This is a genomic window from Micromonospora sp. WMMD729 (genome assembly GCF_049315225.1).
Lineage (GTDB): Bacteria > Actinomycetota > Actinomycetes > Mycobacteriales > Micromonosporaceae > Micromonospora.
The window spans coordinates 5,474,100-5,496,663 of record NZ_CP186059.1 but is presented as its reverse complement, the minus strand read 5'-3'; the positions used below and the strand labels follow the sequence as shown (position 1 = coordinate 5,496,663).

The 22,564-nt window shown below is 72.8% G+C and carries 21 protein-coding genes and 1 pseudogene; 8 read left to right on the top strand and 14 right to left on the bottom strand.

Annotated elements, in window-relative coordinates:
• Positions 1-61: 61 nt before the first annotated feature.
• Entirely contained in the window at positions 62-3,808 is a 3,747-nt protein-coding gene (locus ACN263_RS25145; protein WP_422736770.1) for a S8 family serine peptidase, read from the bottom strand.
• Positions 3,809-4,019: 211 nt separating this feature from the next.
• Between ACN263_RS25145 and ACN263_RS25140 the strand changes: the two genes are divergently transcribed.
• On the top strand, positions 4,020-4,271 hold the full coding sequence (locus tag ACN263_RS25140) for a hypothetical protein (RefSeq protein ID WP_422736769.1): 252 nt from the start codon (positions 4,020-4,022) through the stop codon (positions 4,269-4,271).
• Between the two features lie 13 nt (positions 4,272-4,284).
• Here ACN263_RS25140 and ACN263_RS25135 read toward each other — a convergent pair whose 3' ends face one another.
• On the bottom strand, positions 4,285-5,616 hold the full coding sequence (locus ACN263_RS25135; protein WP_422736768.1) for an ABC transporter substrate-binding protein: 1,332 nt from the start codon (positions 5,614-5,616) through the stop codon (positions 4,285-4,287).
• A gap of 149 nt (positions 5,617-5,765) precedes the next feature.
• Here ACN263_RS25135 and ACN263_RS25130 point away from each other — a divergent pair, with 149 nt between their 5' ends.
• The gene (locus tag ACN263_RS25130) at positions 5,766-6,599 is read left to right on the top strand and encodes a phosphoribosylaminoimidazolesuccinocarboxamide synthase (RefSeq protein WP_422736767.1); all 834 of its coding nucleotides are present in this window, start codon (positions 5,766-5,768) and stop codon (positions 6,597-6,599) included.
• A gap of 21 nt (positions 6,600-6,620) precedes the next feature.
• On the opposite strand, the gene ACN263_RS25125 is transcribed toward ACN263_RS25130, so the two are convergent.
• Both ACN263_RS25125 and ACN263_RS25120 read right to left on the bottom strand, forming a co-directional pair.
• Positions 6,621-7,517, bottom strand: coding sequence for a hypothetical protein (locus ACN263_RS25125; RefSeq protein WP_422736766.1), 897 nt, complete (start codon positions 7,515-7,517; stop codon positions 6,621-6,623).
• Positions 7,518-7,534: 17 nt separating this feature from the next.
• The gene (locus tag ACN263_RS25120) at positions 7,535-7,828 is read right to left on the bottom strand and encodes a hypothetical protein (RefSeq protein WP_422736765.1); all 294 of its coding nucleotides are present in this window, start codon (positions 7,826-7,828) and stop codon (positions 7,535-7,537) included.
• A gap of 104 nt (positions 7,829-7,932) precedes the next feature.
• Between ACN263_RS25120 and ACN263_RS25115 the strand changes: the two genes are divergently transcribed.
• Entirely contained in the window at positions 7,933-8,376 is a 444-nt protein-coding gene (locus ACN263_RS25115) for a hypothetical protein (protein WP_422736764.1), read from the top strand.
• A 22-nt stretch (positions 8,377-8,398) separates the two neighbouring features.
• Here the strand turns inward: ACN263_RS25115 and ACN263_RS25110 are convergent, their stop codons facing one another.
• From ACN263_RS25110 to glpK, 3 genes are all read right to left on the bottom strand, one after another.
• Positions 8,399-8,848, bottom strand: coding sequence for a YbaB/EbfC family nucleoid-associated protein (locus ACN263_RS25110; RefSeq protein WP_422736763.1), 450 nt, complete (start codon positions 8,846-8,848; stop codon positions 8,399-8,401).
• An 88-nt stretch (positions 8,849-8,936) separates the two neighbouring features.
• On the bottom strand, positions 8,937-9,359 hold the full coding sequence (locus ACN263_RS25105; protein WP_422736762.1) for a DUF3592 domain-containing protein: 423 nt from the start codon (positions 9,357-9,359) through the stop codon (positions 8,937-8,939).
• Positions 9,360-9,362: 3 nt separating this feature from the next.
• Complete coding sequence (gene glpK, locus ACN263_RS25100) at positions 9,363-10,847, bottom strand: glycerol kinase GlpK (protein WP_422736761.1); 1,485 nt, start codon at positions 10,845-10,847, stop codon at positions 9,363-9,365.
• A 77-nt stretch (positions 10,848-10,924) separates the two neighbouring features.
• Here glpK and ACN263_RS25095 point away from each other — a divergent pair, with 77 nt between their 5' ends.
• Positions 10,925-11,863 (top strand): ribose-phosphate diphosphokinase, encoded by a 939-nt coding sequence (locus tag ACN263_RS25095; protein ID WP_422736760.1) that lies wholly within the window; start codon positions 10,925-10,927, stop codon positions 11,861-11,863.
• Between the two features lie 123 nt (positions 11,864-11,986).
• Here the strand turns inward: ACN263_RS25095 and ACN263_RS25090 are convergent, their stop codons facing one another.
• Positions 11,987-12,427 carry an ATP-binding protein gene (locus tag ACN263_RS25090; RefSeq protein ID WP_422736759.1) on the bottom strand — a complete coding sequence of 147 codons (441 nt, stop codon included), beginning with the start codon at positions 12,425-12,427 and terminating at the stop codon, positions 11,987-11,989.
• 120 nt (positions 12,428-12,547) lie between these two features.
• On the opposite strand from ACN263_RS25090, the gene macS reads away from it, so the two are divergent.
• Complete coding sequence (gene macS / locus ACN263_RS25085; protein WP_422736758.1) at positions 12,548-13,672, top strand: MacS family sensor histidine kinase; 1,125 nt, start codon at positions 12,548-12,550, stop codon at positions 13,670-13,672.
• A 14-nt stretch (positions 13,673-13,686) separates the two neighbouring features.
• Positions 13,687-14,334 (top strand): response regulator, encoded by a 648-nt coding sequence (locus tag ACN263_RS25080; RefSeq protein ID WP_422740820.1) that lies wholly within the window; start codon positions 13,687-13,689, stop codon positions 14,332-14,334.
• Between the two features lie 5 nt (positions 14,335-14,339).
• On the opposite strand, the gene ACN263_RS25075 is transcribed toward ACN263_RS25080, so the two are convergent.
• Positions 14,340-14,912: a DUF5709 domain-containing protein gene (locus ACN263_RS25075; protein WP_422736757.1), complete on the bottom strand. Its 573-nt coding sequence runs from the start codon at positions 14,910-14,912 to the stop codon at positions 14,340-14,342.
• 53 nt (positions 14,913-14,965) lie between these two features.
• Positions 14,966-15,997, bottom strand: a complete 1,032-nt coding sequence (locus ACN263_RS25070; protein ID WP_422736756.1) for an SDR family oxidoreductase — start codon at positions 15,995-15,997, stop codon at positions 14,966-14,968.
• 170 nt (positions 15,998-16,167) lie between these two features.
• On the opposite strand from ACN263_RS25070, the gene ACN263_RS25065 reads away from it, so the two are divergent.
• Positions 16,168-17,367: a glycosyltransferase gene (locus ACN263_RS25065; RefSeq protein WP_422736755.1), complete on the top strand. Its 1,200-nt coding sequence runs from the start codon at positions 16,168-16,170 to the stop codon at positions 17,365-17,367.
• On the opposite strand, the pseudogene ACN263_RS25060 reads toward ACN263_RS25065, so the two are convergent.
• The 4 genes and pseudogenes from ACN263_RS25060 to aroA all read right to left on the bottom strand — a co-directional run bounded on the left by ACN263_RS25060 (position 17,325) and on the right by aroA (position 21,635).
• A pseudogene (locus tag ACN263_RS25060) lies at positions 17,325-18,275 on the bottom strand (hypothetical protein). The gene ACN263_RS25065 and the pseudogene ACN263_RS25060 overlap by 43 nt on opposite strands.
• Before the next feature lie 59 nt (positions 18,276-18,334).
• Positions 18,335-19,153 carry a histidinol-phosphatase gene (hisN, locus tag ACN263_RS25055; RefSeq protein WP_422736754.1) on the bottom strand — a complete coding sequence of 273 codons (819 nt, stop codon included), beginning with the start codon at positions 19,151-19,153 and terminating at the stop codon, positions 18,335-18,337.
• 24 nt (positions 19,154-19,177) lie between these two features.
• Complete coding sequence (gene rsgA, locus ACN263_RS25050) at positions 19,178-20,248, bottom strand: ribosome small subunit-dependent GTPase A (RefSeq protein WP_422736753.1); 1,071 nt, start codon at positions 20,246-20,248, stop codon at positions 19,178-19,180.
• Positions 20,249-20,336: 88 nt separating this feature from the next.
• Positions 20,337-21,635, bottom strand: coding sequence for a 3-phosphoshikimate 1-carboxyvinyltransferase (gene aroA, locus ACN263_RS25045; protein ID WP_422736752.1), 1,299 nt, complete (start codon positions 21,633-21,635; stop codon positions 20,337-20,339).
• A gap of 102 nt (positions 21,636-21,737) precedes the next feature.
• Between aroA and ACN263_RS25040 the strand changes: the two genes are divergently transcribed.
• The gene (locus tag ACN263_RS25040; protein WP_422736751.1) at positions 21,738-22,448 is read left to right on the top strand and encodes an SOS response-associated peptidase; all 711 of its coding nucleotides are present in this window, start codon (positions 21,738-21,740) and stop codon (positions 22,446-22,448) included.
• Positions 22,449-22,564 lie beyond the last annotated feature (116 nt).

Sequence of the window (22,564 nt, the reverse complement as noted above, 5' to 3'; positions counted from 1 at the left end):
CCCGGTCGACGTCGCCGCCGCCGTGGGCGGGGGCCGGCGCGAACCGGCCCCCGCCCGCAGGTCACCGCAGGCCGTAGGCCCGCATGACGGTCTGGGTGACGCCACCGCCGTTGCGCTGCTTGGCGGTGACCCGGATCGACACGTACTCGGCCCGGCCCGGCGCGTTCAGGGCCGCCGTCCAGGCACCCTTGCGCTCCTTGAGGCTCTGCCGTTGCCAGGTGCGCCCGTCGTCGTACGACACCTCGAGGTCGAGCGAGGAGACCCCGTCCTTCGCGGCCGTGCTGCCCATCACCACCGGGGTGATGGTGAGGTCGTTCCGGCGCGGCGCGCGACCGGCGAGGTCCACCTCGGTGCCGTAGTCCAACTGGACCAGCGGCATCGCCTGGATGTCCGTACCGGCGACAGCGCCGGAGAAGAAGGTCCAGTCGGTGCGCGTGCTCGACGAGTACGGGGTGTACTCGGGAATGCTCTCCGTCTCGACGAGCAGCCGGTACGGCACCGTCTCCGTGGGAAGGTCGCCGACGAACAGCTCGGCGGCGTTCTCCATCTGCGTCAGTCTCCTGTCGCCCTGGTAGAGCGAGATCCGCTGCCGCATCTCACCGCTGCCGCTGCCACTGTGCACGGACCCACCGTCGCCGAACCCCTGGATGTAGGCGCTCATCCCGAACTCACCACGGAACGGGATGTCGTACATCAGCAGGCGCGGTCGGGTGACGGGCCCGAACCACCGGTCCTGCTGGACGCTGCCCGGCCGGTAGGCGATCTCCTCCGTGTACGAGCGCCCCCACCCGACCACGTCGGCGGTCTGCTTCCAGCGGACGCCGTCACCGGCGGACACCCAGTCGGTACGCGGCCCGGGGGCCACCGACCGCATCGGGAAGGCCGGGGCGGCCACGTACGAGTACGGCGGGAAGTCGGTCCGCGACTCGGCGGCCGGCTTGCCGGTCGGTGGGGCGAACACGAGGTCGATCCGGGCGAGGTGCTTCGGGTCCGTCCGGGGCGACGGGTCGTCGGGTACGCCGCCCGGGTGGTAGTCGACCAGGTCGTAGAGGTACCTCGGCGAGGGGTGCGCGGTGGCGGTCAGCCGTACCCCCTTGCGGCCGGCGGCGGTGATCGAGGCGATCAGCTTCTCGCCCTCGCCGCCGACCAGCGACGCGACCGGCAGCGACCCGGGCGTCCTCCCGTCGGAGTTCCCGTACCACTCGCTGGCCCGGCCCTTGCCGTCGTTGACGACCAGGAGCAGCTTCGCGCCGGCGGCGGTCGCCGCCCGCACACGCTCCGACGGGGGTACGGAATCGTCGCGGCGGACGACGACCGCCTTGCCACGGGCCGACACGCGGGCGTAGTCCGCCGCCGCGCCGGTGCCGGCGAAGACGGCGTCCAGGCGCGAGGTGCCGTCGGCCAGCGGGCGGGAACCGGGCTGCGTGAGCGGGTCACCGATGGGCCGGCCGTTGTGGGTGATCTCCAGCGGCGTCTGCTGGGCCCGGATCCGGGTGGTGAAGACGAAGCTGCCCTGTCGTACCGGGGCCCTGGTCGGGAGCGCCCACAGGCTGTCGTAGGTGGCCCCGGGGAAGAACACCTCGCGCAGGGCACCGAAGTCGCTCGGCGTCGGCTCGCGGGAGGTGAACGAGCGGAAGATGTCGATCCGGCTGTCGGTGATGCTGGTCGGCTGCGGTGTCGCCACCTTCACCTGGCGGGCCTTCGAGGCGTCGAGGTCGACGACCCGGTCGGCCGTCAGCTCGACTTCGGGCGCGGTCAGCATCGCGAGTCCGAGCGACGCCTCGCCGTGCTGACCCTGCACGTCGATGGCACCGATCAGGGCGTAGGTGCCGGGGGCCCAGCGGCTCACGAGTTTTCCGTCCCGTACCCACATGAAGGTGGAGACGCCGTCGGCGCTGACGACCTCGACCTCGCCGCTCGCCGGCCGACCGGTGCGGTCCTTCAGGTTGATCGTGAGGTCGTACCTCTTGGAGTCCACGCTGACCCCGACGGCCGTGTGTACGACGCCGCCCGCGTGCCGGGCGGTGATCCGGGCCGAGTAGCGGCCCGGTGCGAGCCCCTTCGGGTCGACCACGACGTCGACCGTCGAGCTGCCCCGCGCCGGCACCGTCACCTGGGCGGCACCCGCCGTGAAGGTCGTGGCGGGGGCATCGGCGCCGTCGACGGAGAGCGCCAACGTGACCGCGCTGTCGGTCGTGTTGGTGTAGGTGATCTTCCGGGTGATCCGTTGCGGTTGCGCGCCGGGCGACGACGGGACGAGACCGGCGTCGACCGAGCCGGTCGCGATGATCTGGTCCTGGTGGTAGGCGGCGGCCACGTTCAACCGTCCGCTACCGGCCCGGTAGGCGCTGTAGTCGGGCGTGGGCACGCTGGTGCCCATCAGGGCGTCCTTGATCTGCCGGGCGCTCCAGGTCGGGTGCTTCTGCGCCAGCAGGGCGGCGGCCCCGGCGACGTGCGGCGCCGCCATCGAGGTGCCGCTGTCCAGCCGGTAGAAGCCCTCGCCGAACTCCATGTACTGCGAGCGCGCCGCCAGCACGTCCACGCCGGGGGCGGTCAGGTCGGGCTTCAGGCCCTCGTCGACCATCCGGGGCCCGGCGCTGGAGAAGTCGGCCAGGTGGTCGGCACCGTCGACCGCGCCGATCGTCAGCGCGGCGTCCGCCGTTCCGGGGGCTCCCAGGGTGTACGCGTCGGGGCCGCTGTTGCCGGCGGAGACGACGAAGAGCGCGCCCGTCTCGGCGGTCAGTTGGGTGAGCGACTGGCTCAGCGGATCGTCCTGGCTGTGCCAGGCGCTGACGCCCAGGCTCATGTTGATCACCTTGGCGTGTTCGGTCCGTGCCGCCCACTCCATGCCAGCGATGATCCCCGAGATCGATCCGCCCCCGAAGTCGTCGAGGACCTTGCCGATCACCAGGTCGGCGCCGGGGGCAACGCCCTTCTCCCTGCCATCCGAGGCGGCGCCCGTCCCGGCGATGGTGGACGCGGTGTGGGTGCCGTGCCCGCCGCGGTCGATGACGTCCTGACCGGGGATGAAGCTCCGCGACGCCACGATCCGGTCCGCGAGGTCCGGGTGGGTCGTGTCCACCCCGGTGTCCAGCACGGCCACCCGTACGCCGGCGCCCGTCCCGCCGGCGGCCCAGGCCGCCGGCGCGCCGACCTGCGCGGTGGTGTCGGCGAGGGCCGCCTTCGCCCGGCCGTCGAGCCAGACCTTGTCGACGCCGGCGGTGAAGGAGGGCGCTGCGGCATCGGCGGAACGGGCGGTCGACCCCGCTGCGCCGGGCCGGTTGCCACCGGTGAGGGCCGACCAGAAGTCGGCGGCCTGCGGACGCTGGGCGCGGATCGCCTCGCCACGGACCGACGGCAGGTCCAGCGTGGTCTCCGCGCCCGGCAGGTCGGTGCGGGTCCGGAGCGCCGCCGAGCCCGCGGTGCGGGTGACGATCAGGGGCAGCGCGCTGGCCCGGGCGTCGTCGAAGCCCTGCGCGACGAGTTGGGTGACGTCGAAGAGCTGCTTGTCGAGACGACCGGCGGCCAGGTACGGCAGCGCCTCGTCCGGATACACGTAGGTGTCGCCGCGCTCGGTGGTGACGCGTACGGAGCCGGTGGCGCCCGAGGGCCGGGCGACGTCCACCGTGGGCGGCGCGCCGGCGCGCCCGGGGGTGACGGTCACCCGGTCGCCGGTGATGAGCGTGACCGTCACGGGTGTGCCGTGGGCGTCCGCGCCCCGGCCCGTGGGTGCCGTCGGTGGTGGGGACGCCGGAGCGCCGTGGGCTGTCGTCGGGCTGACGAGAGCGGTGACGAGGGTGACGCCCACCGCTGCTGCCGCAGATCTTCGGGTGAGAGAGAGCCGCACAGTGCCTCCAGAGATGACCAGTTGCCGAATCTGATCATCCGAAGGCATTCATGTAAAGATCATCTTCTTTACCGCCGCGTTGCGGCTCTATTGCGCGGGCGGCACCGCCCGGTCCCGTGAATTCGGCGTGGACCGCCGTGCCGGGGTTGCGCCCTTCGGCGAGGATGGGCGCATGTCTTCCTTCGCAAAGTGGTGGGGCCGGCTCAGCGCGGTCCTCGGTGCCGTCGTCCTGGCGGTCTTCGTGCCGGTCGCGGCCTGGGCGTCCACCGGTACCGGCGAGGTGGTGGTGGAGGCGGCACGGCGGCGCTCCCGTGGTGGCGGCTTCGGTTTCCTCGGTCTGCTCTGCTGCCTCGTGGTGGTGGCGATCATCGTGTTCCTGGTGCTGCGCCTCACCCGTAACCGCCGCGGCGGCCCGCCGCGCTGACGACCGGCGGGGCTCAGCCCGCCAGGGCGCCGATGGCCTGGGACAGGAAGCGGGCGGTGGCCTCGCGGGTGCCGTCCCGCTTGACCCGGACCCGCTCGGCGGCGGTGACCAGCAGGGTGCGTACCTTCGCGTGGCCCTTCGGCGGCGGCGCCGGCGCCGGCCCGAGCTGGTCGGCCAGGCTGTCACCGAGGGCGGCGGCACGCAGCTGAGCCGGGTCGGTGATGCTGCCCTGGGTGTACCGGCGGACCGCGAGGCTGGCGTTGAGGCCCCGCTCGTGGCCGAGGACCGTCCCGGCCTCGCCGTTGGTGGTCAAAAAGTTGATCACGTCGGCCACCGTGTCCGGGTGGCGGGTGCCCCGGAACCCGGCCCAGTACATCGACGCGCGCGCCCACTGGGCGCCCGGTGGCCCGGGGAACCCCACCACGCCCAGCTCCGAGTCGGTCAGTCGTTGCAGCTCCGGAAGCTGGTGGGACCAGGCGAAGGACGCGGCAGTCAACCCGGTGACCACGGGCTGTCGGGACGGCTCCCCGCTGTCGGCCTGCTCGACGAGGGCCGCGCCCGGAGTGGCCCGGCCGGCGCGGGCGCGCTGCCACAGCTCGAACCAGGCGATCAGCTCGTCGGCGCCGAAGCCCAGCTCCCGCCCCCGGTAGAACTCGCCACCCTGGGACCGGAGCCAGAGCCAGAGGGCGCGGTAGTCGCCGGACGCGTCCATCGTGCCGGCCACCTGGCCGTCGCTGGCCTCGGTGACCAGCTGCGCCCACGCGATGTAGTCCGCCCAGGACATCCCGCCACGCGGTTCGGGCACCTGTAGCTCACGCAGCAGGTCCCGGTTGAAGACCACGGCCGCGAGGGTCTGCCCGGCGGCCACCCCCGTCGTCCGCCCGTCGACCGTGCCGTACCGGACCAGACCCTCGGGCAGGCCGCGCAGGTCCAGCCGGTGCGCGGCGATCGGCTCGGTCAGGTCCAGGGTGATCTGGCGTTGGGTGTACTCGGCCAGCATCGAGTCGTCGAGTTGGATCAGGTCCGGGACGTTGCCGCCGGCCGCCTGGGTGGCCAGCCGCTCGTAGTAGCCGTCGGCGCCCTGCCAGGTCACCCGGAAGGTGACCCCGGGGTTGCGCTCCGAGTACAGCCGCAGGACCTTCTCCGTCAGCTCGGCCCGCTTCGCCCCTCCCCACCAGAAGATCGACAGCTCGACCGGTCCGCTCCCGGTCGAGGTGTCGGCGCCGCCGCTGCATCCGGCCAGTCCACCGGTCGCCAACAGGGGAGCGCCGAACAGCGCGGTGAGCACCCGGCGTCGGCCCGGGTCGGCGTCAAACCGGTCGATCGGGGGACGAACAGCGGGCACGGGGTCTCCTGGCACCAACGGACGGGGGCCGGACCATTCACGCAGGCGGCGCGGGAGGGTGTCAACGTCCGTCCGGTCACGCCCGTCGGCCCGTGGGCGGATAGGTGGCCGGAACGGGCTCGGCGACGTCACATGGTGTACTAGGGCACGTGGAACTTCTGCACTCGGGCAAGGTTCGGGACGTGTACGCGGACGGCGACGACCTGATCCTGGTCGCCTCGGACCGCATCTCGATCTACGACGTGCCGTTGCCGACCCCGATCCCGGACAAGGGCCGACTGCTCACCGCGCTCTCGCTGTGGTGGTTCGAGCAGCTCGCCGACCTGGTGCCGAACCACGTCATCTCGGCCACCGACGTGCCGGCCGAATTCGCCGGCCGGGCGATCCGCTGCCAGCGGCTCGACATGGTGCCCGTCGAGTGCGTCGCCCGCGGCTACCTCACCGGCGGCGGCCTGCGCGAGTACGAGCGCACCGGCACGGTCTCCGGCGTACCGCTGCCCCGGGGGCTCGGCGAGGCGTCGATCCTGCCGGAGCCGATCTTCACCCCGTCGAGCAAGGCGCCGGCCGGCGAGCACGACGAACCGATCACGTACGACGACGTGGTGGCCAAGGTGGGTCGGGAGACCGCCGAGCGGCTGCGGCAGATCACCCTCGACATCTACCGGCGCGGGGCCGAACTGGCCGCCGACCGGGGCATCCTGATCGCCGATACCAAGATCGAGCTGGGCTGGGCGCCGGACGGGACCCTGGTGCTCGCCGACGAGCTGCTGACCTCCGACTCGTCGCGGTTCTGGCCCGCCGAGTCGTACCAGCCGGGCCGGGTGCAGTTCTCCTACGACAAGCAGTACGTGCGGGACTGGGCCACCGGCAGCGGTTGGAACAAGCTGCCGCCCGCGCCGGACGTACCCGCCGAGGTCGTCGAGGCGACCCGCACCCGCTACGTCCAGGTGTACGAGAAGCTCACCGGCAACCGCTGGGAGTGACCCGGCGGCGCGGCGACCCGCTCAGTGGTTCCAGGCGTCGTTGCCGAACAGCCGCGACCACAGGTTGTCCACCACGCCCGAGGTGCCCCAGACGGTGTCCCCGTCGTCGTCCGTCCCGGCCGGCGCGAGCTGGGTGCCGCCGCCGTAGACCAGGTAGCCCGGCCCGGTCGGGGAGCCCACCGCGTGCCGGGCGCTGCTGTGGATGCCGTACCCGACGAAGTCGCGCTCCCACTTCGACAGGAACCCGGCGGCCACGTTGTCGAGCCCGTCGACGGTGGCCTGGACCAGGTCCTTGAGCACCTGGGTGTCGCCGCTGCCCAGGTGGGCGCCGACGTCGAACGAGGCGGCGCCCGCGATGGCCGCCGCCCCGCCGGTGGCGATCGCCTCGGCCATCGTCTCGATGCCCTTGAGGAAACTGAGCGCCGAGGCGGCGAAGGAGGCTGCCGTGGCCTCGGCCGACGCCGCGGCGGGCGCTCCGACGACGGTCGCCGAGGCCGCCACGATGAAGGTGGCGAAGGCCAGCAGGATGGTGGACACCACCGCGTACGCCACGACGAGGCAGAGCAGGGCGGCGCCGACGCAGAGCATCGTGACGCCCACGGTGACCGCCAGCACCTGGGTGCCGACGACCTGGACGCCGTACGCCTTGATGTGCACTCCGAACGCGTCGCGGTCCTTGCCGCTCCACTGGGCCGGGGTGAGGGTCGCGAGGGCGTCGTCGAGGTTGCCGTGGGCGGTGCCGAGCTGGTCGTACATGGACAACCAGTCACCGCCCTTGCGCATGATCGTCTCGGGGTCGCACTGGTTGAAGTAGACGATCTGGGCGATCGGCCAGGCGGCGGGGATGACCGAGGCGGCCACGCTGATCTCCGCCATCGCGATCTTCGCGGCGGCCGCGGGGTAGCTGGGGTTTGCCATGTCGGTCTCCGGCGGTCTCAGCGGGGAGCGATGGTGCTGGCGGTCTCCGCGGCCTCCCAGTTGTCCGCCGTGCGGGCCAACCGGGAACGGACCTCGGCGAGGTGCTCGCGTTTGGTGCGCAACTGCTCCTCGACGAACTCGACGGCGCCGACGTAGGCGACCGCGAGCTGTGGCACCACCGAGGTGAAGTTGCTGTGTTCGATGAGGCGGGCGGACGCCAGCAGTTCGGCGCAGGCGTCGAGGGGCGGCCCGACCTGACGTTCGATCGTCTCGCCGAGCGCACGGATCGCCGGCGGGTCAACCTCGATCATCGACTCTCCCCGTGTACGCGATCGATGTTCATGGTGCCGGAGCGCGGACAGCCTAACAGGATCATGGATGGGCGTGAGTGCCCGTCGCTGGTAGCCTGCGACCCATGCCAGCCGGACCGCCGACGCCCCCCGACAACTACGCGGCCCGGATGGCCCGCCGGCCGCGCTGGCAGCGGATTCTGCTGCCGATCCTGCTGCTCCTGGCCCTCCTGGTGCTGCCCGTCGGCCTCGGCCGCAATCTGATCGGCGCCGAGCGGGCGAGCATCCAGGTCGAGTCCTGTGACAACGGTGGCGCCAAGGGGACCCAGCGGTGCCGGGGCACCTGGACCATGTCCGACGGAAGGGTGGTGGGTGGCCCGGTGGGCGGCGGCTCGCTGCACACCGGCGATCGGGTCGACGGCTGGGCCAACGACGACCAGGCCACCGTCAGCCTGATGGCCTGGGCCATCGCCCCGTTGCTGGTGGGCTTGGCCCTGCTGGCCGCCATGGTGGCGCTCGCCGTCGTCTTCCTGCGGGCGGCCGTGCAGCGGGTGCGGCGCGGCCGCTGACCCGCTCCCGGGCCGGCGTCCGTCACACCCCCAGTTGACGCCGCAGCCGTTCCAGCATCTCCGTGCTCTCCCGGAGCGGCCCGCTGACCATGTCGTTGAGCTGCGCCAGCTTGGCCTGCGCCGCCGCCGGATCGTGCACGAGCGTCGCGGGCCCGGCCGGACCGCCCAACTCACGCATCACCTCGGTGGTGGCCCGCGCCAGGTCGGCCCGCGCCTCGCGCAGGAGGCCGGCGACCAGTTCCGACAACTCGGCGGCGGGCAGGCGCAGGGCCCGTGGGTCGATGTGGAGTTCCCGGGCCGGGTCGTCGGCGGTGCAGGTGACGCGCACCAACCCGTTCTCACTCTCCGCGTGACCGGTCAGCCCGGTCAACCGGCCGCGCAGTTCCTCCCCGCGACCCAACTGCTCCCGCATCCGTGCGGCCAACTGCGCCATCACGTCCGGGTTCGGTGTGCCGCCGATCGGCCCGCTCATCGTGCCCCTCCCGCTGTCGTCGGTCTGACCGGCCGACGGTACCCACCGCGACCAACCGTTGGGGGGCCGGACCACTGTGGAGCGGGGATCAGCCCAGGCTCAGGAAGATCCCGACGCCGACCACCAGCACCACCACGCTGACGGTGAGCAGGGAGACGAACGGCACCAGCACCGAGGACCTTCCCACGATGCTCGGCGACTCGACGAGGATCCGGTTCGGACGCTCAGGCTCGTACACCACGGTGACCGGTCCGGGCGCGGCCGACAGCGGGGTCTGCCGGAAGCGGCCCGGCGTCGCGGTCACCACGGCGCCGTCGGACGTGCGGTACCGCACCACCGGGTAGTAGGTGCGGGGACCGTTCCCCCGGGTGACCGGACGAAGTTCCACCACCTCACCCGGCGTCCGTACGCCACGACGCAGCAGGGCGAGGTCGCGCCGGAACCGGACGAGGGCGTACGCCATCCCGGCCAGGCCAAGGCCCGCCACTATGACCAGGACCACCAGCGGCATGACTCACTCCACCCAGTCGAGAGTGCGCTGGACGGCCTTGCGCCACTGGCGCAGCTCCGCCTCGCGCAGCTCGGGGGCCATTGTCGATTCCCACTGCGCGTCGGAGCGCCACTGCGCGCGCAGGGTGGCCAGGTCGGGCCAGAAGCCCACCGCCAGGCCGGCGGCGTACGCGGCGCCGAGGCAGGTGGTCTCGGTGATCCGGGAGCGGACCACCGGGACGTCGAGCACGTCGGCGAGGAACTGCATGAGCAGCGTGTTGGCGGTCATCCCGCCGTCCACCCGGAGCCGGCGCAGCGCCACGTCGGAGTCGGCGTCCATCGCGTCGACCACCTCGCGGGTCTGCCACGCCGAGGCCTCCAGCACCGCCCGGGCCAGGTGCCCCTTGGTGATGTAACCGGTCAGGCCGGCGATCACCCCGCGCGCGTCGCTGCGCCAGTGCGGGGCGAACAGGCCGGAGAACGCCGGCACGACGTAGCAGCCGCCGTTGTCGTCCACCGTGCGGGCCAGGTCCTCCACCTCGGATGCGGAGGAGATCAACCCGAGGTTGTCCCGCAGCCACTGCACCAGCGATCCGGTGACCGCGATCGCCCCCTCCAGGGCGTACGCCGGTGGTTGGTCCTTGATCCGGTAGGCGACCGTGGTGAGCAGGCCGTGCGTGGACGGCACCGGAGTGGCACCCGTGTTGAGCAGCAGGAAGCTGCCGGTGCCGTAGGTGCACTTGGCCTCGCCGGGCTGGAAGCAGGTCTGCCCGAACAGGGCGGCCTGCTGGTCGCCGAGCGCGCTGGCCACCGGCACTCCGGCGAGCACCCCGCCGGCCGTCCCGTACACCTCGGCGGAGCAGCGGATCTCGGGCAGCATCGCGGCGGGCACGCCCAGCGCGTCCAGCAGTTCCGGGGCCCAGTCGAGGGTGGTGAGGTCCATCAGCAGGGTCCGGCTGGCGTTTGTCACGTCGGTGACGTGTTCACCGGTGAGCTTCCAGATCAGCCAGCTGTCCATCGTGCCGAACAGCACCTCGCCGCGCTCCGCCCGCTCGCGCAGGCCCTCCACCTCGTCGAGCAGCCACCGCAGCTTCGGGCCGGCGAAGTAGGTGGCCAGCGGGAGACCCGTGCGGGCCCGGAACCACTCCTCGCCGTACGCCGAGGCGAGCTCGCGGAGCAGCGGCCCGGTGCGGGTGTCCTGCCAGACCACGGCGTTGGCCACCGGCCGGCCGGTGGCCCGGTCCCAGACGACGGTGGTCTCCCGCTGGTTGGTGATGCCCACGGCGGCGAGCCCCGACGGCTCGATGCCGGCCGATCGCAGCGCCTCGCCGACCACCTGCTGGACGTTGTCCCAGATCTCCTCGGCGTCGTGCTCCACCCAGCCGGGCCGGGGGAAGATCTGCCGGTGCTCGCGCTGGGCCGCGGCGACGATCTCCCCGGCGGAGTCGAACACGATGCACCGCGAGGAGGTGGTGCCCTGGTCGATGGCGGCGACGTACTGGGGGGTCACGGCAGCACCGTACCCGCAGCCGCCGCGCGGTGCGACACGCGTCACGTCGGCCCGCACGTCGCCTACGATGTGCGAACGTGCGTGACATCGCCGTTTTCAGTGGAACTGCCCATCCCGACCTCGCCGCCGAGATCTGCGCACACCTGGGGGTGCCGCTGCACCCGGTCCGGGTCTCCCGGTTCGCCAACGACTGTCTCGAAGTGCAGTTGCAGGCCAACTGCCGGGAGCGGGACGTCTTCCTGATCCAGCCGCTGGTGCCACCGGTACAGGAAAATCTGGTCGAGCTGCTGCTGATGATCGACGCGGCGCGCGGCGCGTCCGCCGGCCGGATCACGGTGGTGCTGCCGCACTACGCCTACGCCCGCTCGGACAAGAAGGACGCGCCCCGGATCTCGATCGGCGCCCGGCTCGTCGCCGACCTGCTGACCTCGGCGGGAGCGGATCGGGTGCTCGCGCTGACCCTGCACTCGCCGCAGGTGCACGGCTTCTTCAGCGTCCCCGTCGACCACCTGCACGCGCTGCGGGAGCTGGCCACCCACTTCCGGCGGTACGACCTCAGCAACACCGTGGTGGTCTCGCCGGACCTGGGCAACGCCAAGGAGGCCGCCGCGTTCGCCCGGCTGCTCGGCACGCCCGTGGCGGCCGGTGCGAAGCAGCGGTTCAGCGACGACCTCGTCAAGATCAGCGCGGTGATCGGTGAGGTCGCCGACCGGGACGTCATCGTGCTGGACGACGAGATCGCCAAGGGCAGCACGGTGATCGAGCTGATGGAGCACCTGCGCGACCTGAAGGTCCGCTCGATCCGGCTGGCCTGTACGCACGGCCTGTTCTCCGGCGACGCGCTGCGCCGGCTCAGCGAACAGGACGGCGTGCTGGAGATCGTCTGCACCAATACCGTCCCGATCGCGGCCGAGAAGCGGGTGGAGAAGCTCCAGGTCCTCTCGGTCGCCCCGGCCCTGGCCGAGGCGATGCGCCGGATCCACAACGGCGAGTCAGTCTCCGCCCTCTTCGGCTGAGCGCCCCGCCCCCGTCCCCGCCCCTCTTTTCCCGTCGATCTTGCACTTCCTGTGGCGACAAAGCCGACCTAAAGCAGCATTTCGTCAACACAAAGTGCAAGATCGACGCGAAAGGGGGTGGGGTCAGGTGCGGGGGAGGGTTGCGGTTATGCGGACGGTGGTGCCGGAGGAGCTGGTGGCGATTTCCATCGCGTCGGTCAGCTCGCGGGCCAGCCAGAGGCCCCATCCGCCGGCCGTGTCCGGGGCGGGACGGCTCCGGTCGCCCAGCCGTTGCGGGGTGATGCCGTGCCCGTGGTCCGCCACCTCGCAGAGCAACTCGCCGGGCTCCTGCCAGAGCCGGAGCCACCCTCGACCGCCGCCGTGCCGGACCGCATTGGTGATCAGTTCGTTGACGGCGAGCACGAAGTCGTCCAGCCGCTGCCCGTCCAGCCCGCAGGCATGCGCGCAGGAGGTGACCGAGTGTCGAATCTCGGTCACCTGGGCCTGGTCGAAGGCCTCGGCGATCAGCAGGGACGGTTCGATGGGCACAACCGTACGCGGTGCGTGCGGATCTGCATTCGTCATGGCCCTGTCCCGGCAGCGGATCTCGGAGTATTTCGCGGCTTTTCCACCGTACGTCAGGGTTTCTCGGAGCGCACCACGTGGCCCCCGCGTCGGCGACCCGACTGTGGCATCCTGACCGCCATGCCGTCGCCGCCGGGTGGGTTCGAGGTGCCGCTCTGGCGGGCGCTCACCGTGTTCCGGCTGGCCTCCCTCGGGTACGTCTGCGTGCTCGCCGTGCGCGACGCCGACCGGTACGCCCATCCGATCGCCGTCGGCGCCCTGGTGCTGGTGATGGTCGTCTGGACCGGGGTGACCGCCGTCGCGTACGCCCGGCCGGCCTGGCGCCGCTGGCCGCTGCTGCTGGTCGACCTCGGCCTGGTGATCGCCATCGTGCTGTCCAGCCCGTGGGTGGTGGGACGGCAGGCGCTCGGGCACGGCGTACCCACTCTCGGGGTGGCCTGGATGGCCGGACCGGTGCTGGCCTGGGCCGTCTCCGGTGGCCGGCGGCGCGGCACGGTGGCCGCGCTGCTGGTGGCCGGCGCGGACCTGGCCACCCGGGAGCGGATCGGCCAGTCCTCCTTCACCGGGGTGATTCTGCTGCTGCTCGCCGGGGTGGTGGTCGGGCACGTCGCCCGGCTCGCCGTGACCGCCGAGGAGCGACTGCAACACGCGGTGGAGTTGGAGGCGGCCACCCGCGAGCGGGAGCGGCTGGCCCGGGACATCCACGACTCGGTCCTCCAGGTGCTGGCGCTGGTGCAGCGGCGTGGCGCGCACCTGCCCGGCGAGGCCGGCGAGCTGGCCCGGCTCGCCGGTGAGCAGGAGGCCGCGCTGCGCGCCCTGATCGCCGGCACCACACCCGCCGCCGTCACCGGGACGGACGCGGTGGACCTGCGGGACCTGCTCGGCCGGTACGCCTCGACAGCGGTGTCGCTCTCCGCGCCCGCCACCCCGGTGACCCTGCCCCGGCAGGTGGCCGGCGAGTTGGCGGCCGCCACCGGGGCGGCCCTGGACAATGTCGGCCGGCACGCCGGGGGACGGGCCTGGGTGCTGGTCGAGGACGAGGGGGAGACGGTGACCGTGTCGATCCGGGACGAGGGGCCGGGCATCGAGGAGGGCAGACTGGCCGAGGCCGCCGCACAGGGGCGGCTCGGCGTCACCCAGTCGATCCGGGGCCGGGTGACCGACCTGGGCGGGACGGTCCGGATCATGTCGAGCCCCGACGCCGGCACCGAGGTCGAGCTGACCGTGCCGAGGACCCGGCGGTGACCGCCGTACGCGTGATGGTCGTCGACGACCATCCGATGTGGCGTGAGGGGGTGGCCCGGGACCTGACCGAGGCCGGCTTCCTGGTCGTGGCGACAAGCGGCGAGGGGCGGCAGGCGATCCGGGTCGCCACCGCCGTCCGACCCGACGTGGTCGTGCTCGACCTGCAACTACCGGACATCTCCGGGGTCGAGGTGGTCGTCGGGCTGCGCGCCGCCCTGCCCGACGTGCGGGTGCTCATGCTCAGTGCCAGTGGCGAGGAGCAGAGCGTGCTCGACGCGGTCAAGGCGGGCGCCACCGGTTACCTGGTGAAGTCGACGGCGCCCAGCGAGTTCCTCGACGCGGTACGCCGCACCGCCAACGGCGATCCGGTCTTCACGCCCGGCCTGGCGGGGCTGGTGCTGGGGGAGTACCGCCGGTTGGCCGCCGGGCCGGCGGCGGACGCCGCCGACGACGGTGAGCCGGGTACGCCCCGACTCACCGGTCGGGAGACGGAGGTGCTGCGTCTGGTGGCCAAGGGGATGTCGTACAAGCAGATCGCCCAGCGGCTCGGCCTGTCGCATCGGACGGTGCAGAACCACGTGCAGAACACGCTGGGCAAGCTGCACCTGCACAACCGGGTCGAGTTGACCCGCTACGCCATCGAGCGGGGCCTGGACACCTGACCGGCTCAGACCGACCGTGGCGGCTCGGTCTCGTGGATGGCCAACTCCTCCGCGGTGGCCCCGCCACCCGCCGAACCCGCGTCGTACGCCACCGAGTCGGTCTCCTGGTCGGTGTGTGCCCCCTCGTCCGGTTCCACCAGCCGACCCACCGTGGCGTCGGCGACCGTGCCGAGCTGACCGTGGTCGTAGAGCGAGACCGGCGAGTTCGGGTCCGAGGTGGGACCGGGGTCCATCACGTCGGCGTCGAGTTGGGCCTCCGCCGCCGCGGCCTCGTTCTCCGCCTCGAAGGCGATCTTCGGGTCGACCGGGCCGGCCAGCGGATCGTCCACCGGACGCTCGTACATCTCCCGGTCGAGCTTGTAGTCCAACGATTCCCCGTCCAGTTGCTCCTCGGCGGTCGTCCCGAAGCGGTCCACCGCCACCGGCGTCCGGTCGCCGGGGATCTGGGCCGGCTCCGGGCCGTCCGCCTCGCGCCCGGTCAGGACGTCGTCGTAGGCGGTCGAGTCGTCATCGGCGGTGTCGGGCAGACCCTCCGCCTCGGTGTCGGACACGGGGGTCGGGTACTCGTTGTCGCGCATGTCTGATCACTACCCGCTGCCCTCCGGCCATAACCGGAAGGGCGAGCCCATCATCAGCGCGGTGACCGGGAGCGGCGGTTGATCGCCGCCATCGTGCCGACGGCGGTGCCGGCCGCGGCGAGACCGAACGCCGCCGTCATCCGTACCAACTGACGCCGTCGACCGTGCCAGCCACCGTCCCGGCTGGCCTGCCCGTCGGCGTGGAACACGTTGCCCGTGCTGTCCAGCCGCGTCCCCGGGCCGAACTGGGTGCGGTGGGCGTACCACCCGAGGGTCCGTTCGACCAGCGCCGGCGCCAGCCGCCACTGGAGGCCGAGCAGCCGGGCGGCCCCACCGGCGTACGCCTCCCGGCGCGGCCGGCGCAGCAGCCGCACGATCGTCTGGGCGACCACCTCCGGCGGGTAGATCGGCGGAGGCGGTACCAGTTCCCGACCGCTGTGGTTCGCCGCGTGCCGGAAGAACGGGGTGTCGATGGTGGCCGGCAGCACGGTGCAGACGGAGATCTGCCCACGACCGGTGACCCGCAGTTCCTGCCGGACGGTGTCGGCCAGGCCACGGATGCCGTGTTTGGCGGCGTTGTACGCCGACTGGTACGGCATCGCCACCTCGGCCAGCACCGAGGCGTTGTTGACCAGCACGCCGCCGCCGGCCGCCTCCAGGTACGGCAGCGCGGCCTTGATGCCGTGCACCGTGCCCAGCAGGTTGACCTCCAGCACGCGCCGGAACTCGGCGACCGGGATCTCGTCGAACAGGCCGACCGCGCTCACCGCCGCGTTGTTCACCCAGGCGTCGACCCGTCCGAATTCGACCACCGCGCGTTCGGCCAGGCGGCGTACCGAGTCGAGGTCGGTCACGTCGGTCGGTACGGCCAACGCCTGGCCGCCCAACTGCCGGCAGCGCTGCGCGACCTGCTCCAGCGCCTGCTCACTGCGGGCGGCGAGGACCACGGCGGCACCACGGCGGGCCAGCGCGTACGCGGTGGCGGTGCCGATCCCGCTGGACGCGCCGGTGATCACCACGGTCGAGTCGTCGAGGCTCCGGGTCAGCGGCGTTCTCCAGCGGTACCCCGGGGCGGGGCCGGTCATACCCCCGGCCGCCGACGATCCGGTTCGGGACCGTTGTGATTGCCGTGGCGCAAGTGTCGGTGGCACCTGCGGTGACTGTTCCCGATCTGCCAGGTTTCGGCTCGGGGCCCCCAGGTTAATGGGACGCTCTGACCGGGACCGCCGAGGAAGAGTTCGCAGGGAGGTGACCCATGCGCGTCGGCCTCGTCTGCGCGCACAGCAGTTCGTACCGGCACGCCGACGGCCCGCCGGTAGGCACCCGACAACACATCGCCCGGGTCGCCGCCGAGCTTGCTGGCAGGGGCCATGATGTCCGCATCTACGAGCGTCGGGACGATCCCGAGCTGCCGGCGACGGCGGAGGTCGACGGCTACCGCGTGCATCGGGTACCCGTCGGTCCGCCGAACGCCCTGCCCACCGCCGGACTCATCCCGCACGTCACCGAGTTCGGGCGTTGGCTGACCGACGAGTGGGGCGGCGCCTGGCGTCCCGAGGTGGTGCACGGGCACTACTGGATCGGCGGGCTGGCCGCCGCGCACGCCGTCCGGGAGACCGACATCCCGGTCGTCCAGACCTTCCACTCGCTCGGTGTGGAGCAGCTACGCCACCTCGGCGGCGGGTACGACGGTCCGGGGGAGCGCATCCCACTGGAACGGGCGTTGACCCGGGCGGTGGACATCGCCGTGGCCCAGTCCAACGACGAGGTGGACGAGCTGACCCGGATGGGTCTGCAACGGACCTCCGTCGCGATGGTGCCGGCCGGGGTGGACACCGCGCAGTTCCATCCGGACGGCGAGGCGGCACCCCGCGAACAGCGGTCCCGGATCCTCTCCGTCGGTGGACTGTCCCCCGGGCACGGCCAGGACGACCTGATCCGCGCGATGCGGCTGGTCGGCGACGCCGAACTGGTGATCGCCGGTGGCCCACCCGCCGAGCAACTGTCCCACCACACGGAGGCACGCCGCCTGCGCGAGCTGGCCGAGCGTGCCGGGGTGGCCGAGCAGGTACGCCTCGTCGGCGCGGTACCGCACGACCAGATGGCGACCTGGTACCGCTCGGCCGACGTGGTCGCCTGCACCCCGCACTACTCCTCGGCCGGACGCGTCTCCCTGGAGGCGATGGCGTGCGGGGTGCCGGTGGTCGGCTACGCGATGGGCGGCCTGGCGGACGCCGTCGTCGACGAGGTCACCGGTCGGCTCGTGCCACCCGGTGACGTCCGGACGCTGGGGCTGTCCCTGCGCCGGCTGCTCGCCGACAACGCCGGCCGGTTCGCCTACGGTCACGCCGCCGTGGACCGGGTCCGCAGCAGCTACACCTGGGAACGGACCGCCGGTGCGCTGGAACGCCTCTACGAGCGGGTGGTGAGTCGCCGCAAGCCGGTCGAGGCCTGAGATTGCGACAGCAGCCCACGCCGTGTCGGTGCGACGCGGCGTGGGTCTTCTGTTCAGGCGGGCCGGCCGGCGCCGACCATGTCCCGGTCACGGCGTCGTGCCAACGCCCGGTGCTGCTGCGGCTGGGCGTACCGGGTCAGGCCGATCACGGCGGCCAGGGTGACCAGGAAACCGGCGGCGGCCAGCCATTCGCGCCCCGGCCAGATCTTGTCGTTGAGCAGCAGCAGACCGACGATCGCCGCGGGCACGGCGCCGGCGGCGTCCATGGCGGCGACCGCGGCGGTCGTCGAGCCGCGCTGCATGGCCAGGCCGAGCAGCAGTTGGCCGACGATCGAATGACCGATCAGCAGGTAGAACAGCGGGTCGGCGAGGAACGCCTCGGCCGACGGCGCGGAGGCCAGCGGTCGGGCCGCGACCGCGGCCGAGGAGAACGCCAAGCCGGCCAACGAGCCCAGCGCCACCGAGCCGGGGGCGCCGTGCAGCCGGACGGCGAAGATGCCGAGCACCGCGATGACGCCGAGCGCCACCAGCAGCGCCACCGAGCCGGCGGTGCCGAGCTGCTTCGACGGCGCCGGCCGCGCGGCCAGCACCAGCGCGGTGATCCCGGCGAAGAGCAGGGCCAACAGGGCCACCTCCGCCATCGGCAGCCGCCACTTCAACACCAGCACCCCGATGATCGCGGTCACGCCGAGCCCGGCCGCCACGCTCGCCTGCACCAGGAACAGGGGCAGGTCGCGCCGGGCCAGGAAGGCGAGCACGAAACCGCCGATCTGGCAGGTGAGCCCGACCAGGTACGTCCGGTGCCCGGCCAGTCTCAGCAGCAGACCCGGGTCGAAGGTGTGGTGCACGGTGGTCCGGGCCGCGGCCACCGACTGGAGCAGGTTGGCGAAGCCGTACGCGACGATCATCGCCGCGAGGAAGCACCAGCCGGAGGAGACCACCTGGCGAGGATAGAGGTTGTCGGGAGTCAGCGCTCGGCTGGTCGATCCAGACGGGCGAGGATGTCGGCGTGCAGCACACCGTTGGTGGCCACCACGCTGCTCTCGGTGCCGGGCCGGCCCGTCGGCGCGGGTCGACCGGTCAGATCCGTGATCGTGCCGCCCGCCTCGGTCACGATCGGCACCAGCGCCGCCACGTCCCACAGGGACAGCTCCGGCTCGACCATCACCTCCAACGCGCCCTCGGCCAGCAGCATGTAGCCGTAGAAGTCGCCGTACGCCCGGCTGCGCCAGCCGGCCCGCAGCAGGTCGAGCATCGCGTCGAGCCGCCCGGCGTCCTCCCAGCCGGTCAGCGACGAGTAGCAGACGCTCGCGTCGGCGACGTCGCGGACCGCGGAGACGCCGATCCGCTCGCCCGCGGCGGGACCGGGACCGGCGTACGCGCCCGCGCCCGCGCTCGCCCACCAGCGCCGGCCCAGCGCGGGGGCGGAGACCACACCGACCGCCGGCCGGTCACCGTCGTACAGCGCGATCAGGGTGGCCCACACCGGCACCCCTCGGACGAAGTTCTTGGTGCCGTCGATCGGGTCGACGATCCACCGGCGGTCACCCGGCCCGCCGGCCGGCTGTACGCCGTACTCCTCGCCGAGCAGCCCGTCGTCGGGGCGGTGTTCGGCCAGCAGGGCGCGGATCTCCCGCTCCACGGCGGTGTCCGCGTCGGAGACCGGTGTCAGGTCCGGCTTCGTGTCCACCCGCAGGTCGAGCGACCGGAAGCGGGCGGTGGCGATGACGTCGGCGCGGTCCGCGAGCAGGTGGGCGAGGGCGAGGTCGTCGGCATACCCGGTCATGCCGGGAACCTAGCCGACGCCGGGTCACTCGTCAGGCCCACGCCGGTCGCCCTCGCCAGGCCCGCGTTGGTCGCTCTCGCCGCGCGCGTCGCCGTCGCCCGCCCGGGAGGCCAGCAACCGGCGGTACGACGCCAGCCGGCGCGGGTCGGCCTTGCCGGCGGCCACCCAGGCGTCCAGCCCACAGTCGGCCTCGTCGGCGGTGTGCGGGCAGTTGGGCGGGCAGTCGACGGTGCCCTCCACCAGGTCGGGGAAGCCGTGCAGCAGGCTGTCGGCGGAGACGTGCGCCAACCCGAAACTGCGGATGCCCGGGGTGTCGATGATCCAGCCCGGGTCGGTGTCGACGCCGGGTACCGGCGGTAGCCGCAGCGCCACCGCGCTGGTGGAGGTGTGCCGGCCGCGCCCGATGGCGCTGACCACCCCGACCGCGCGCGCGGCGTCCGGGACGAGGCGGTTCACCAGCGTCGACTTGCCCACCCCGGAGTGCCCGACGAGCACCGAAACCTTGCCGCTGAGCAGCGCGCGCAGCGCGTCCAGGTCGGAGTCGGGGCGGTTGAGCACGTACGGCAGCTCCAGCTCCGTGTAGTAGCCCAGCACCTCCTCCGGCCCGGCGAGGTCGGCCTTGGTGAGGCAGAGCAGCGGGTCGACGTCCGCGTCGTACGCGGCCACCAGGCAGCGGTCGATGAACCCGGTGCGCGGCGGCGGGTCGGCCAGCGCGCTGACGATCACCAACTGGTCGGCGTTGGCCACGACGACCCGCTCCAGCCGGCCCTCGGCGGTGGTCTCGTCGTCGTCGGCCGTGCGGCGCAGCACCGAGCGGCGCTCGGCGATCCGGACGATCCGGGCGAGAGCGCCCTGCGCGCCGGAGGTGTCCCCGACGAGGCTGACCCGGTCGCCGACGACCACCGACTTGCGGCCCAGTTCCCGGGCTCGCATCGCGGTCACCGTCGGCAGTTCGGCCCCGACCACGCCCCGTTCGGCGCCGGCCAGCACGCACTGGTAGCGCCCCCGGTCGACGGCGATGACGAAGCCGTCCACCGCGTCATCGTGCCGGGGTCGGGTGCGGGTACGCGGGCGCGAGGACTTGCCGGGCCGCACCCGTACGTCGTCCTCGTCGTACTCCCGCCGCTTGGTCGCCAGAACCCGTCCCCTTCTCCGCGTCAGCGCTCAGTGAGCGCCGGGACGCTCACTTGCCGGTCACCATCGCTGACCATAGTGCCGGGAACTCGGGCATGGTCTTCGAGGTACAGCCGACGTCGTCCACCTCGATACCCGGCACGGCGAGCCCGGCCACCGCGGCGGCGTGCGCCATCCGGTGGTCGTGGTAGGTGCGGAAGACCCCGCCGCGCAGCGGCCGGGGCCGGATGGCCAGGCCGTCCCGCGACTCGGTGACGTCCGCGCCGAGCGCGGCGAACTCCTGCGCGAGGGCGGCGAGCCGGTCGGTCTCGTGGCCGCGGATGTGCTCGACGCCGGTGAAGACCGAGGGCGAGTCGGCGAGCATGGCCAGCGCGGTCAGCACCGGGGTCAGCTCGCTGACGTCGGAGAGGTCGGCGGTCAGCCCGTGCACCACCCCGGTGCCCCGGACGGTCAGCCCGCCGGTGGAGAGGGTGACCTCGGCGCCCATCCGCTGGAGCAGCGAGCGGAGTTGCTCGACCGGCTGTGCGCTGCGGTGCGGCCAGCCCTGGAGCGTCACCTCACCGCCGGTGACCAGGGCGGCGGCGAAGAACGGCACCGCGCCGGAGAGGTCCGGCTCGATCTCCCAGCCGCGCCCGGTGAGTGGGCCGGGCTCGACGGTCCACACGTCGGGGGTGGTGTCGTCGACGGCCGCGCCGGCGGCGCGCAGCATCTGCACGGTCATCCGCAGGTGTGGCGCGGAGGGTACCGGCGGGCCGACGTGGCGGACCACCACGCCCCGGTCGAACCGCGGGGCAGCCAGCAACAACGCGGAGACGAACTGGCTGGACACGGATGCGTCGATCGTCACCTCTCCGCCGGTGACCCCGCCGGCGCCGAGCACGGTCAGCGGCAGGCTGCCGGTGCCGGCGACGTCGATCCGCACGCCCAGCGAGCGCAGTGCGTCGACCAGCCGGCCGAGCGGCCGGGTGCGGGCGTACGGGTCGCCGTCGAAGGTGACCTGCCCGTCGGTCAGCCCGGCCACCGGCGGCAGGAACCGCATCACGGTGCCGGCCAGGCCGACGTCCACGTGGGCCGGGCCGACCAGCGGGTGCGGCCGGACCAGCCAGCGCTCGTCGTCACTGATCGAGACATGCGCGCCCATCGCGCGCAGGCCGGCGGACATCAGCTCGGTGTCCCGGGCGCGCAGCGGCTCGGCCAGGGTCGACGGCCCGGCGGCCAGGGCGCTGAGCACCAGGGCGCGGGCGGTCATCGACTTGGAGCCGGGCAGGCGCAGCGTCGCCGCCACCGGATCGGACGCGGTCGGTGCGGACCACGGCTGTGGCGGCCGGGTCGCGGTCAGATTCCCCACGGTTACATTCTGCCGTGTCGGCGGGTGGGTGACGTCGACCGGCTTGCGTACTCCCGGTTGGCGGGACAGCAGGCGGGGCCCTTCACGGGTTAGCGTGAGCGCATGTGCGGCAGGTACGCGACGACCCGGGGCGCCGGTGAGCTGAGCGCCCTGTTCGAGTCGTCCGACGACACCGACGGGGTGCTCCGGCCGGATCACAACGTCGCGCCCACCGATCGCGTGCCGCTGGTCCGGCTCAGCGCCGAGGGACACCGCAGCCTCTGCGTCGCCCGCTGGGGCCTGCTGCCGCACTGGTCGCGGTCCGCCGCCGGCGCGGCCCGCATGATCAACGCGCGGGCCGAGACGGTGGCCACCAGCCGGGCGTACGCCGGCGCGTTCGCCCGCCGCCGCTGCCTGGTGCCGGCCGACGGCTGGTACGAGTGGGTGCGCCGCCCCGACGGTGGCCGGCAGGCGTACTTCATGACCCCGACCGACGGTTCGGTGCTCGCCCTGGCCGGGATCTGGTCGTTCTGGGAGTCCGGCGCGGACAGGCGGCTCACCTTCAGCGTGCTGACCACAGCGGCGCGCGGCGAGCTGGCCGAGGTGCACGACCGGATGCCGGTGCTGCTGGCCCCCGACCGGTGGTCGTCGTGGCTGACGCCGTGCGACGAGCCGGAGCGTCTGCTCGCGCCCGTGTCATCCGACCTTCTCGCCGGGTTGGAGATCCGCCCGGTCGGGCCGGCGGTGGGTGACGTCCGCAACGACGGCCCGGAGTTGACCGCCCGGGTGTCCGTTCCGTCAATGTCGTCCGCACCGGAGTTGACTCTGTTCTGACAATGAGAGGCATCGTCGAGCGCCGATTTGCCAGGTTCTGATCGATTCGTCGCCTGGCCGTTCAGTCATGTTCTCGAAAGCCCCTTGTCCCGGTGTCCGAAAGTGCGATACAACAC